Below are 13,441 nucleotides of genomic sequence, written 5' to 3'. Positions count from 1 at the left end.
GACACATCCTCCTACAAATGGTCAAAAGGATTTGTTGAGGACTGACTTTCAAGTATGATCACATTCCAATCATGCTCACGTTTCCAAGCCTCAAGTTTCTCAGCAATCTTTGAAATAAAGAGGGCTTCAATATGGTGCCCAGGGTCAATAGCCAAGAGACCATTAGTAATCATTTCTTGCCCTGTATGGTAGTAAACATCACCAGTGATAAAGACTTGTGCGCCCTTTTTCAAAGCATCCTTGTAAAATCCTTGACCACTACCCCCACAAATAGCCACACGGCTAACAAGAGGATTATCATGGTCATAACGAACCAAGCGAACACTGTCCAAACCAAAAACTGCTTTTACTTTAAGAGCAAGTTCTTCAATAGTCTGAGGCACGATATCACCTACTCGACCGATTCCATGATTTTCAGAAGTCTGCGTTAAATAAGTGGTGTCTTTAATATCAAGTAAGTCACAGAACCAATCATTAAGCCCATTATTAACGACATCAATATTAGTATGACTCACATAGACTGCAATATCATGCTTAACCAGGTCAAGTAAAATATCTCGGTCAGGCGAAGACACCAAATCCTTAACTGGACGAAAAATTGGAGCATGTTTAGCAATAATGAGGTCCACACCTTTTTCAATGGCTTCGGCTACCGTATTCTCACGAACATCCAAGGTAACCGTGACCTTCTGAATCTCTTTGTCCAGACTACCAATCTGCAAGCCAACCACATCACCTTCCATAGAAAGCTCCTGTGGACAAAATTCTTCATAAGTCTTAATAAGTTCACTAGCTAACATGATTCAAAACCTCCTTAATGGTTTGAATTTTATCTTCAATAGCTGTACGATCAGCCTGATTGGCCAGTGGAATGGATCCTAAAGCAATCTCTAATTTATTGATTTCGCGTTGCCATTTGAGCTGGAAAACCTGAGATTGGTCTTTCATGAGATGAGGACCAAAACGCACTTCCTTGTCCGAAAGGCTCATGTGACCAGCTTCTGCCACCATGATTTCGTAGTATTTGCCATTTTCAGTCATGATAGACTCTGCAATAATCTCAAAACCATTTTGCATCAACCAGATACGGATATCATCTTCACGATTATTTGGTTGTAAAATCAGACGGTCTACGCCCTTAAGTTTGTCCTTTCCAGCATCAAGGATATCCGCAATAAGACGTCCTCCCATACCACAAATCGTGATAGTGGTTACGTCATCAGCAGGCTCAAAGGCAGCCAAGCCATTAGCCAAGCGCACCTCGATTTTATCTTGGAAACCAGAAGCTGAGACATTAGCAAGAGCAGATTCATAGGGCCCTTTTACCACTTCTCCAGCAATAGCTGAAGTAATCAGACCTTTTTCAAGTAAATAAATCGGAAGATAGGCATGATCACTGCCTACATCCAAGAGTTTTGCGCCTTTGGGAACATAGGTTGCTACATCCTTAAGGCGTTGAGATAATTGTACGTACATGTTTCATCTTTCTATTTTTTTAAGTCTCTTCAATTATATCAAAAAAGGAGGTTGGTAAGAAATGCTTTTAACACATTTCCTAACAACTTCCTTTTTGCTTATACTTTCTCGCCTGTAAAGACGAAGAATTTAGAAATAATATAGTTCAATACAATGATAAGGACCTGAGAGAAGAGGCTCTCGATACCGTTTACCCAAGCATGACTATGACCAACAAATTGACCAATAATTTCTGGATAGGTATCGACCAAGAAATAGGCCAGAGCCAAATCCAAGACCAAGGTCAATAGGCGAGCACCCACGAACTTAACAAAGCGCGTAACCATACCTGTCTTTTCCTGATTAAAGACAAACATGTCATTTGTAAAAAAGGCAAAGATTATGGCAATCGCATTCGCTAAGACTGCTGAAAGTGTTCCTTGTTGGGTAAACTGGAAAATCAAAGTACGACTGACCATATAGACCAAAGTTGCCAAGACACCAAAGAAAAGGTACTTGAAAACTTCGGTGGCCATGAAGGCTCTGAGCTTAGCTATCATACTTAGTCCAATCCAATTTCTGCACGAACAACATCAGCAATCGTATCAACATAGTAGTTCACTTCATCATCTGTTGGGGCTTCTGCCATAACACGAAGAAGAGGTTCAGTACCACTTGGACGAACCAAGATACGTCCATTTCCATCCATCTCAGCTTCCATTTTTTCAATGATAGCGGCAATTGCAGGAACTTCCATAGCCTTATCTTTCATGCTATTTTCCACACGGATATTAACCAATTTTTGTGGATAGATGGTCACTTCTGAAGCCAATTCAGACAAGCTCTTACCTGTTTCAACCATGACTTTAGTCAATTGGATAGCTGTCAATTGACCATCACCTGTTGTGTTGTAATCCATGATAATAACGTGTCCAGACTGTTCACCACCAAGGTTGTAGCCGTTTTTACGCATTTCTTCGACAACATAACGGTCACCAACAGCTGTCACTGCCTTGTTAATGCCTTCGCGGTCAAGTGCCTTGTGGAAACCAAGGTTTGACATAACTGTTGTTACAATAGTATTTTTAGCCAACTCGCCTTTTTGAGACAAATGTTTACCAATGATATACATCACCTTATCACCATCAACAATATCGCCATTTTCATCAACAGCGATGAGACGGTCACTGTCACCATCAAAGGCAAGACCAATAGCTGAGCCAGTTTCTTTAACCAAGGCTTGCAACTGCTCTGGGTGTGTCGAACCAACACCAGCATTGATGTTAAGGCCATCAGGTTGGTCACCAATAACAGAGATTTCTGCGTTCAAGTCAAGGAAAATGTTACGTGCAGATACCGCAGCTGCTCCATTAGCCGCATCCAAGGCAACTTTCATGCCACCGAGGTCAACACCTGTAGCCACCAAGAATTTTTCGTATTTACGAAGACCCTCTGGATAATCCACAAGTGTTCCAAGTCCCTCAGCTGAAGGGCGTGGAAGCGTATCTTCTGCAGCATCGAGAAGGGCTTCAATTTCCGCTTCACGCGCATCATCCAATTTAAAGCCATCGCCACCAAAGAACTTGATACCATTATCAAGAGCTGGATTATGGCTGGCTGAAATCATAACACCAGCACTTGCATTTTCCGTACGGACCAAGTATGAGACGCCAGGTGTCGCAAGTACTCCAAGTTTGTAGACTTCAATACCCACTGAGAGCAAACCTGCTACTAAGGCAGATTCCAACATCTCACCAGAGATACGTGTATCACGTGCCACAAAAACTTTAGGACGGCCAGTCTCATGTTGGCTAAGCACATAACCACCAAAACGACCTAATTTAAAGGCCAATTCAGGCGTAAGTTCAACGTTTGCTTCTCCACGAACACCGTCTGTTCCAAAATATTTACCCATAATTCTATTATTAGTGCTTAAGCACTAAATCCTCCTTAAACTGTGATGCTGTTTAGCAAGAGTCAATCTAGTGAAATCTATCTAGACAATCTAACTTTATAAGATTTCGCCAATATTTTCAACCCTTGATTTTAAACATTTTTAATTGGTTACATTTTTATGAGATTAGTCCCTCTCAATCCCATCCATTATACATGAATTTGAGAAAAATGTAACTCCCCTATTTTTGCGTGACTTTTAAGTTAACCTTAACAGTGCCAGGCTGAACCGTAACACCTTCTGCCTTAAGGTCTATTGTTTTTGAAGTGTCCTTAGTCACTTGGCTAATGTCCACAGGGACTGTAATGCTATCAATCTTATCCATAGCTTCTTGGCTACCAACAATAGTCACATGTCCACGATTAAAGCTATAGCTGATACTAGACACATTGCTAGCCTTATCTCCAGTCAGTTCGACCTTAACAGGAACAGATTTGCTTAATTTTCGCAAACTAATCTTGGCATGCACCTTAGCTGGTGAGATTGAACTTGCTAGGACTGTTCCATTTGTCGAAACTGCTTGAAGGACCAAGTTCCCATCATAATCTTCAGACAGGTTGGAATCGCCTTCCAATACTGCTTGAACATGATCAATCTGGTTAATGATATCTTCACTCGAAGTCACCTCTACCTTGGTTGCATCCAGGCTAACTTTTTTAACTTCATAGCCATTTGCTAACTTATCTGATGTGATGTTAGCTACGACGTCAAAGGTCTTGCTGGCTTTTTTACCAATAGTCGCTGTCAAGGTTGATGGCGATACTTGCGCAGACATTCCAGCTGGAAGATCCTTAACCTGAATAGGTACTCGACTGGTTCCTTGACCCAGATTCGACAAATCAGCAACTAATTTAAAGTGACGCGTATCACTACTTGTCTCAGTCGTTAAAGCCAGCTGTGTTGTCGCTGTCAAATAGACTTCGGCATCATAGGAATAACCACTGATAAAGTATTTATCACTATCATATTTAATATCCACAGGAACCGACTCAACGGTTTGTGTAAAGGTATTAGATGCACTTGAACTATTGTTTTTATTTTGCGTATTTCCCGACCATGCCGTGAAAAAGAGTACCACAGCAAAGAAGAGAGCAACTAGCATCTGCCATAAACGATCGTTTTTAAAGAAATTTACGAAACGCTTCATTTTTTACTACCTCCAATCCAACGTTGGAAGAATGACTGACGTGGTTCTTGTTCTTTCAACAAGATAAGACTCAACTCTTGTTCAAATTCTTGAACCGAGAGATCATGGATGAAATTCCCCTTGTAAGCAATTGAAATCGCACCAGTTTCCTCAGACACAACAAAAGTCAGTGCATCTGTCTGTTCTGAAAGACCAATAGCAGCCCTATGTCTAGTTCCAAACTCTTTGGAAATCTTATTAGATTCCGTCAATGGCAGATAAGAACAAGCCGTCGCAACCTTGTTATCTCTGATGATAACAGCCCCATCATGAAGCGGTGTATTTGGGATGAAAATATTAATTAACAGTTCCCCAGTCACCACTGCATCAAGTGGAATACCCGTCGCAATCTGCTCTTGTAAGGTCTGAGTCTGTTCAATAGAAACCAGCGCCCCAATCTTACGAGGACTCATGTACTTAACAGCTTTAACGAAGGCTTGAACCAACTTCTCATCTGAGCTAACCTCTTTATTTTGCAAAAAATGCTGAGGCGTACGTCCAAAGGTTTCAAGCGCAGAACGAAGCTCTGGCGCAAAGATTACAACCGCCGCAATGGCTCCATAGTTGATAACCTGATTCATCAAATAAGAAATCGTCGTGAAGCCTATAAAATCAGAAATCAGTTTGACTAAAATAAATAAGACAACCCCTTGAACAAGGGTCATAATTTTTGTCCCTCGTAGGGCCCTAATAAAGCGATAAATTAAAAAAGCAACAATCAATATGTCCAAACTATTGACGACAACTTTCAGCGGACTATCAAAGAGTGACCGCCAAAAATCAATATCAATGGACGAAAGTATTCCCATACATATCACACTTTCTTTTAATTTTTAAACAGTTTCTATTATACCACGAATTCTAACTATTTTGAGACTACAATCACTACTTTTTGTGATAAAATAAATTCATGACTATGAAAACTACCATGGGAATTCTAGCGGGAAAAGCTAGCCATTTCGTCCTTTCAAAATTGGGACGTGGCTCAACCCTGCCTGGAAAAATCGCCCTTAAATTTGACAAAGATATTTTAGACACTTTAGCCAAGGATTACGAGATTGTTGTTGTCACTGGAACCAATGGTAAGACTCTGACAACAGCTTTAACAGTAGGAATTCTTAAAGAAGCTTTTGGTGAGATTGTGACCAACCCTAGTGGGGCCAACATGATCACAGGAATCACTTCTACTTTCCTAACAGCAAAAAAAGCCAAGTCTGGTAAGAAAATCGCTGTCTTAGAAATTGACGAGGCTAGCCTTCCAAAAATCACTGAATACATCACTCCAAGTCTTTTTGTCTTCACAAATATTTTCCGTGACCAAATGGACCGCTATGGTGAAATCTATACCACTTATCAGATGATTCTAGATGGTGCTGCTAAGGCACCTGAGGCTACTATTTTGGCCAATGGAGACAGTCCTCTTTTCAATTCTAAAGAGGTAGTCAATCCCGTGCGTTTCTACGGTTTTGACACTGAAAAACATGATCCAGAGCTGGCTCATTATAATACTGAAGGTATTGTCTGCCCTAAATGTGAGAGTATTCTTCAGTATCGCCTTAATACCTACGCTAACTTGGGTGACTATGTGTGCCTTAACTGCGACTTCCACCGTCCAGAATTAGATTATAAGCTGACAGAGTTGACTAAAATCACCAACACTACTTCTGAATTTGTCATTGATGGACAAGATTACAAGATTAATGTCGGTGGTCTTTATAACATCTACAATGCCCTTGCTGCTGTTTCTGTCGCTGAATTCTTCGGAGTGGCTCCAGAGCAAATCAAAGCTGGTTTTGATAAGAGTCGTGCTGTCTTTGGACGCCAAGAAACCTTTAAGATTGGTGACAAATCATGTACCCTCGTACTAATTAAGAATCCCGTAGGAGCTAGCCAAGCTCTTGACATGATTAAACTTGCAGATTATCCATTTAGCTTGTCAGTCCTTCTTAATGCTAACTATGCTGATGGTATTGACACCAGCTGGATTTGGGATGCCAACTTTGAAAGCATTCTCGAGATGGATATCCCTGAGATTAATGCTGGTGGTGTTCGCCATTCTGAAATTGCTCGCCGCCTTCGTGTGACTGGCTATCCAGAGGATAAGATTACGCAAGCAGAAAAACTTGAAGATATTATGGCCTTGATTGAAAAACAAGATTGCGATCATGCCTATATCTTGGCGACCTATACTGCCATGCTTGAATTCCGTGATATTCTTGCTCAACGTCATGCTGTCGGAAAGGAGATGAACTAATGACCTATACTTCACTCAAATCTCCAGAAAATCGTGACTACACCTATGACCTAAATGTTGCCCACCTTTATGGTAATCTGCTCAATACCTACGGTGACAACGGTAATGTCCTTATGATCAAATACGTGGGGGAGAAACTTGGTGCTAAGATGACCTTCGACATCGTTTCAGTTGGAGATGACTTTGACAAGGACCACTACGACATGGTCTTCTTTGGAGGTGGTCAAGACTACGAACAATCTATCGTTGCCAAAGATCTCCCATCTAAACGTGATGCCATTGGTCAATTCATCCAAGATAATAAAGTAATCCTAGCCATCTGTGGTGGTTTCCAACTTCTTGGACAATATTATATCCAGGCTAACGGTGTCCGTATTGATGGTATCGGCGTCATGGGCCACTACACCCTTAATCAAGAAAATAACCGTTACATCGGTGATATCAAAATCCATAACGAAGAGTTTGATGAAACTTACTATGGTTTTGAAAATCACCAAGGACGCACCTTCCTTTCTGAGGATGAAAAACCACTTGGAAAAGTGGTCTACGGTAATGGTAATAACAAGGAAGATGGTACTGAAGGTGTCCACTATAAAAATGTTTATGGTAGCTACTTCCATGGACCAATTCTTTCTCGTAACGCCAACCTCGCCTACCGTTTGGTCACAACTGCCCTTCGTAACAAATATGGCCAAGACATTAAATTGCCAAGTTACGATGACATTCTCTCAAGTGAGATTGCAGAAGAATACGCAGATACTAAATCAAAAGCAGAATTTGAGAAATAATTCTATGACATAGCAAAATAGCGAAACCCTAGGGTTTCGCTATTTTTTCATATCTATTTCCAAAGACGTCTTTTCTTCAATCTATCTTCAATTTTACGATTATCAATTCTTAAAATGGCAATCATATCAAACAAGAGCCAAGTTCGTTTAGGATAAACAATGTATTTTGGAGACCATATTGGAGAGAACTTTTCCTTATAACGTTGGAGTCCACTAAAAGAGTAAAAACGCTGGGCAAAGACATAGACCAAATTGGCAACCTTCTCTTCCAAGAAGCTATCTTCTTCAGTACCCACATTCGCGAGTGGAGCCATTCCCATATCAAAGTATTGCTTTCCTTCCGCTTGGAAGTACTGGAAGAGTTTGACAAAGAGGTAATCCATGATGCCTTCAGGTGCCTTTTCAAAATCATAACGCATAAGGTCAATCGTCGCCACCCGTTTGTTTTTGGTTGGCATGATATTAGCAAAGGCTACAATTTCTCCTTCCTCACTCTCCACAATAGCAATCGGTGCCTGCTGCAGATAGGCTTCATCAAAGAAACCAAGAGAGAAGCCCTTCTCCTTACGACCGTTAAGCCAAATATCTGAGACAGCCTTCATTTCTTGCATCTGAGTCTCTGAAAATGGAGGATCAAGCAATTTAAACTGGAAACCTGCTTTTTCGACACGATTGGTTGGTTTACGGAACTTCTTACCATGCTTACCATCGACAGAGAATGTCGTCAAATCAACCATGGCGTTTTCCCCAAATTTCATAAAATCAAAGCCATAATCATGAAGCATCAGGGTAATACTCTCGTCTGCCTCATAAAACAAGGCTTGTAAATTCCAATCTGATAGTGTCTTCAAGAAAGATTCCCAAGCTGCTCGGTAATAGTTTTCATTACCTATTGGATTTCCCATAACCACACATTTATTGCTGGTTTGTGCAAATTGGAAAACTACCTGGTCTTGTCCATCGACACGATACCAAAAGAGGCGTTTATCATGTAAATAAGCCAAGGCACTTTCTGATGCACCCCCATATTTCTCAAGGAGAGCTGTGAAGCGCTCATCATCCATACTTTGACCAAAAGGCCTACGGGGTGCCAAAATTCTCAAGACTCCCCAAACAATAGCTGCAATGATAACTGATGCCAGTAAAATATCAAACCAAATATGAACAAAATGTCCAAGAACATCCCGGTTCTTAGGTGGCAATAAATGAGACCAAAAACCGCTGCCACCCAGAACAAGAAGAACCAGAATAGTAAAGGCTAGGAAAAGGAAATCCTTTGTTTTGTCTTCCCAACTATAAACAAAGTAACGATGATACAACCTCTTTCTGATGATCAACATAAGCACCAAAGAGAGTACAATTAGGAAAGACATAGCCCAAGAAATACCATTGAGATTGACATAAATCAAAGTCAAGACAAAGGTTATTAAGGAAGCAATGAAAGCTCCCTTCACCCGACGTCTGATGAGACGAGCCATGAAAATGAATAGGGTTCCAAATAGGATACTTGGGAATTGCCAAATCAACTGTTCCTGAATAGGATCAAAACTGCTAATAAAGTAGACATTTGCCAAGCGTTCAGGGATTAAGGCTGACAAAATCAAGAAAATCCCTAAAAAACGCAGCAAATACACGAGAAAACGGTGGAGAGTTCCACCAAATACTCGTGAAGAAAGTTTGAAGTATTTCTCGTTGATACGCCCTCCCATGTGTTTGAAAAAGAAGACAACACCTAACAAGAAGGGAATAACGTAGTAAGTTAAACGAAAGAGCAAGAGCAGACTAACCGCAAGAGCATTACTAACCCCCATAGAGGTCAGACCGGTAATCACAATCAAATCGAAACTACCAATCCCGCCCGGAATCATAGAGAAGATACCAATAATAACCGCTAGGAAATAAAGAGGAATCAGATTATAAAGAGGAACATGCAAGCCCATTAAATAAGCTACACTTACAAAGCCTCCAAGGGCCGTTCCCCATTCAGCTGTCGAAGCTAAAAGAAGACTTAGCCTCGTTTTCAATGGTACTTGACCAAAATAGGCTAATTTTTCACGACTAGAAACAAAGAAAATAAAAGGCAGATAAAGGAAAATACCCAATAACAGTAACCAATACTTTCTTAAATCTGGACTTAGAGGGAAGAACCAAAAGACAGCGAATACCAAACCACTTAAAAGGGATAGGCCAGACATAAAGTAAGGCAATAAACGAGAAAGTGCCTTAACACCCGTCTTTTCCTGCCCATCCTCAGAATAAAAGGAATATCTCAGACCCACATCGACCAAACCAGCAAAACCAGCTAAATTATTGATGGTGTTAACAGCCCAACTTGTTTCTAAGATATAGGATTTGGAATAATCCGTTTCTAGCTCCTTATTCAGTATGATGTCATAAAAGAGCATAGGGGAGACAGCGACTAGTCCGATGATAGCCATCAAAACAAGATGCCAAATAGACAAACCGGCCAGAGCTGACTCAAGTGACTCTAAAGTGATGGTCCGTTTGAGGCGAACCAATTCTATGACGACAAGAACCGTAATCGAGATAAAGAAGATAGATTTAACGGCCGCTTTTAAAGGTTGAAGTCTCTCTAAAAGACGCTTCATGCCACCACCTCTTTTCGACTAATTCTCACAAGCTCACGAATCATTTGATTGAAAATCTTATATTTACGTTGAGCTAGACGATGCCCTTCACGACGTTGGACATAGAGCTTATGAATCGGAAAGAGTTCTGAAATCTCCCTAGAATGCCTGATACTGATAACATCCCTTTGCCCCATAACTACCCAAACAGGATAGGCAGCCTGATGTAGACGTTCCCTATCTAGTGGCAAGTCATGAAGCATAAGCCCCGTTACCTGAGCCATGATATCCATTTTAGATGAAAATGGTGACAAGGCTTTTAAGCAAAGATATTGTAGATAGACCGCGAATCTTGAGCGTCTCGTCAACCCATTAAAGGTCATATTTCCCGCATTAAGCAAAAGCCCTGCAATCCGGTCAGGATAACGACTAGCATAAACCATAGCCAAATTGGCACCATCACTATGACCGACAAATAAGGCCTTCTTGATATTCAAATATTGCAAAATTTCCTCCAAATCGGCAGCCATCTGTTCAAAGGTCATCTTAACACTATGACGACTGGACCTGCCGTGATTACGACTATCAATGAAAATTAAACGATAGTCTCGATACAGAATTCCTTGCTTACCAAAGTAATTTCCTGACAAATTATTGCCATGCAAAAAAACAATTGGAAAGCCTTTACCGAGATCACGATAATAGATGATTTGACCATCTTTCACTTTGAATTCCATAATATTACCTACCTTTTCACTAACGCATTCTTATACGATAATTAGTCTTATAAGGCATTGAGGCTGATGAATTGGACTTATCTCATTCCAAAACCATCTAACCCTCTTCACTCCATTATAACACTTCCACTAGGAAAGAGTCAGAATATTTGTGCATTTTCTGCAAAAAAGAAAAAGCCTTTTCAGGCTTCTCTTCTTATTGTTCGAAAGTTTGTTGTGCGATGAGTTTGTTATAGTTTTCTTCATCTTCTTGATTATCACGGACAACCTTAGATACTGTAAAGGAAGATGAAATCAAGCCAACACATCCCATGAGGTAGTAACCCTTAACCATCAAAGGCTCTTTAAGGGTATAGAGGCCTACCAACATCAAGATTACGAAGAAGGCAAATGATCCCCATGCCATCATGTTGAAAGATGTTGTGTTACGATACACTTTTTTTCTTTACTTTGTTCATAAAGTTAGTCTCCTTTTATATACTAAGACTATTATACCAACAATGTAAGCCTTTCACAACTCAAAACATGAAAAGGCTCTCATCATTCCTTAACCTTCCAACTGTTCTGATAAGTCACTCCACTCTTCCATCAGAGCTTCTTGAGAAACTGATAAGTCATCCAGCTCTTTCTGCAAGTCAGACAATTCTGCCACATCATTTGTTTCAAGCATGGCAGCAGAAATTTCCTCCAAGCGTTCCTCAATCGTCTCTAGCTCATTTTCAATTTGCTCAATGCGTCGACTTAGTTTACGCATCTCTTTTTGATTGGCTTTTTGAGCTTGATAATCACTAGCTCCCGCTGAAGCCACTTGGACTTCCTCTGATACTTGATTTTCCTCTGCCTCAAGACGTGCTAACTCTTCAAGCTCCGCCTTCTTTTCAAGGTAGTAATCGTAGTCTCCAAGATAAATGGTCGCTCCATCCTCAGAAATTTCCATCACTTTGGTTGCCACTCGGTTGATAAAGTAACGGTCGTGGCTGACAAAAAGAAGCGTTCCATCAAAGTCGATGAGGGCATTTTCCAAGACTTCCTTACTATCAATGTCCAAGTGGTTGGTCGGCTCATCTAGGATGAGAAAGTTGTTGTTTTCCATTGATAATTTAGCTAGGAGCAAGCGAGCCTTCTCACCACCCGAAAGCATGGAAACCGACTTTTTGACATCATCACCTGAGAAGAGAAAGGCTCCCAGACGGTTACGAATCTCAACTTCAGGAGTTGTCGCAAAATCATTCCACAACTCATCAAGAACAGTGTTTGACGGTGTCAAGGCAGATTGGGTTTGGTCATAGTAACCCACTTCAACATTGGCACCATAAGTTGATGTCCCCTTGATAAATGGTAGTTTACCTACTACCGACTTGATAAAGGTTGTTTTTCCGATACCATTAGGTCCCACAATGGCAATGGCATCCATCTTCTTAACATCCAGGGAAATAGGCTCTGAGAGAATCTCATCGTCATAACCAATAGCAGCATCCTTAACTGTCAAGACCACATTCCCAGAGACCTTATCCGCATGAAAAGTCATATTAGCTGACTTCTGGCCTTCTGTTGGCTTATCCAGACGTTCCATTTTCTCTAGCTGTTTACGACGGGCTTGAGCACGCTTAGTTGTAGAAGCACGGACAATATTACGATTAACAAAGTCCTCCAACTTAGCAATTTCCTTTTGTTGTTTTTCGAAGTTCTTTGCTTCAGTGGCCAACTTTTCAGCCTTAAGGTCCATGAATTTTGAATAGTTTCCGACATAACGATCTAAACTATGTTTGGTCAAATCCAGGGTTACTGTCGCCACCTTATCCAAAAAATAACGGTCGTGACTGACAATGATTAGAGCTCCCTGATAATTGACCAGGTAATTCTCCAACCAGGCAATGGTTTCGATATCCAAGTGGTTAGTCGGTTCATCCAGTACCAAGAGTTCAGGCTTCTCAAGCAGCATTTTCGCCAAAGCTAAGCGCGTGTTTTGCCCTCCAGAAAGATCTGAAATAGGCATCTCCCACATGCTTTCATCAAACTTAAAACCATTGAGAATGGCTCTGATATCAGATTCATAGGTAAAACCACCTCGCTGTCTGAAATCCTCAGAAAGGCGATCGTAGTCAGTCATTAACTTGTCCAAGTCTGACCCAGTTAACTCAGCCATCTTCATTTCCATGTCACGAAGGCGTTTTTCGTCTGCACGAAGACCTGCAAAAACATTTAACATTTCCGCATAGATGGTATTGCTAGACTCAAAGCGACTATCCTGAGCTAAGTAAGACAAATTCAAATCACGTTTGGTGTTGATTTCACCACTTGTCGGCGCTTCCTCTCCAACCAAAATTTTCAATAGGGTTGATTTCCCAGCACCGTTACGTCCAACAAGGGCAATACGATCGCGTTCATCTACCTGAATATTAATATTATCAAAGAGCACATCCCCTGAGAAAGAGCGCTCAATCTTGTTTCCTTGTAAAATAATCATAACGTTTCAATT

Annotated in this window: 12 protein-coding genes; 2 read left to right on the top strand and 10 right to left on the bottom strand. The window is 40.9% G+C overall.

Annotated features, from left to right (window positions below; genetic code table 11):
• Positions 1-11 precede the first annotated feature (11 nt).
• The 6 genes from SSAL8618_RS04385 to cdaA all read right to left on the bottom strand — a co-directional run bounded on the left by SSAL8618_RS04385 (position 12) and on the right by cdaA (position 5,404).
• Positions 12-800, bottom strand: a complete 789-nt coding sequence (locus SSAL8618_RS04385) for a Nif3-like dinuclear metal center hexameric protein (RefSeq protein WP_038675763.1) — start codon at positions 798-800, stop codon at positions 12-14.
• Positions 790-1,476 (bottom strand): tRNA (adenine(22)-N(1))-methyltransferase, encoded by a 687-nt coding sequence (locus tag SSAL8618_RS04380; RefSeq protein WP_038675761.1) that lies wholly within the window; start codon positions 1,474-1,476, stop codon positions 790-792. Before SSAL8618_RS04380 ends, SSAL8618_RS04385 begins: the two co-directional genes overlap by 11 nt.
• A 98-nt stretch (positions 1,477-1,574) precedes the next feature.
• Positions 1,575-2,015, bottom strand: coding sequence for a GtrA family protein (locus SSAL8618_RS04375; protein ID WP_013990768.1), 441 nt, complete (start codon positions 2,013-2,015; stop codon positions 1,575-1,577).
• A 2-nt stretch (positions 2,016-2,017) separates the two neighbouring features.
• Entirely contained in the window at positions 2,018-3,370 is a 1,353-nt protein-coding gene (gene glmM, locus SSAL8618_RS04370; protein WP_038675759.1) for a phosphoglucosamine mutase, read from the bottom strand.
• Between the two features lie 220 nt (positions 3,371-3,590).
• A complete protein-coding gene (locus SSAL8618_RS04365; RefSeq protein WP_002890696.1) occupies positions 3,591-4,556 on the bottom strand; it encodes a CdaR family protein in 966 nt (321 codons plus the stop codon).
• Positions 4,553-5,404: a diadenylate cyclase CdaA gene (cdaA, locus tag SSAL8618_RS04360; RefSeq protein WP_038675756.1), complete on the bottom strand. Its 852-nt coding sequence runs from the start codon at positions 5,402-5,404 to the stop codon at positions 4,553-4,555. Before cdaA ends, SSAL8618_RS04365 begins: the two co-directional genes overlap by 4 nt.
• A 101-nt stretch (positions 5,405-5,505) precedes the next feature.
• Here cdaA and murT point away from each other — a divergent pair, with 101 nt between their 5' ends.
• On the top strand, positions 5,506-6,849 hold the full coding sequence (gene murT / locus SSAL8618_RS04355; RefSeq protein WP_013990772.1) for a lipid II isoglutaminyl synthase subunit MurT: 1,344 nt from the start codon (positions 5,506-5,508) through the stop codon (positions 6,847-6,849).
• Positions 6,849-7,637, top strand: coding sequence for a lipid II isoglutaminyl synthase subunit GatD (gatD, locus tag SSAL8618_RS04350; protein ID WP_038675753.1), 789 nt, complete (start codon positions 6,849-6,851; stop codon positions 7,635-7,637). Before murT ends, gatD begins: the two co-directional genes overlap by 1 nt.
• Before the next feature lie 53 nt (positions 7,638-7,690).
• Here the strand turns inward: gatD and mprF are convergent, their stop codons facing one another.
• The 4 genes from mprF to SSAL8618_RS04330 all read right to left on the bottom strand — a co-directional run bounded on the left by mprF (position 7,691) and on the right by SSAL8618_RS04330 (position 13,429).
• Positions 7,691-10,246 carry a bifunctional lysylphosphatidylglycerol flippase/synthetase MprF gene (gene mprF / locus SSAL8618_RS04345; RefSeq protein WP_038675752.1) on the bottom strand — a complete coding sequence of 852 codons (2,556 nt, stop codon included), beginning with the start codon at positions 10,244-10,246 and terminating at the stop codon, positions 7,691-7,693.
• Positions 10,243-10,962, bottom strand: coding sequence for an alpha/beta fold hydrolase (locus SSAL8618_RS04340; protein WP_002884019.1), 720 nt, complete (start codon positions 10,960-10,962; stop codon positions 10,243-10,245). The genes mprF and SSAL8618_RS04340 overlap by 4 nt, the downstream gene beginning before the upstream one ends.
• Positions 10,963-11,158: 196 nt before the next feature.
• On the bottom strand, positions 11,159-11,371 hold the full coding sequence (locus SSAL8618_RS04335) for a YiaA/YiaB family inner membrane protein (protein WP_052124414.1): 213 nt from the start codon (positions 11,369-11,371) through the stop codon (positions 11,159-11,161).
• A gap of 138 nt (positions 11,372-11,509) precedes the next feature.
• Positions 11,510-13,429 carry an ABC-F family ATP-binding cassette domain-containing protein gene (locus SSAL8618_RS04330; protein WP_038675747.1) on the bottom strand — a complete coding sequence of 640 codons (1,920 nt, stop codon included), beginning with the start codon at positions 13,427-13,429 and terminating at the stop codon, positions 11,510-11,512.
• Between the last annotated feature and the right edge of the window lie 12 nt (positions 13,430-13,441).

Origin of the sequence: Streptococcus salivarius (assembly GCF_000785515.1) — a bacterium.
Lineage (GTDB): Bacteria > Bacillota > Bacilli > Lactobacillales > Streptococcaceae > Streptococcus > Streptococcus salivarius.
Note: the sequence above shows the minus strand (reverse complement) of the source record. Positions and strands in the feature narration are given on the sequence as shown.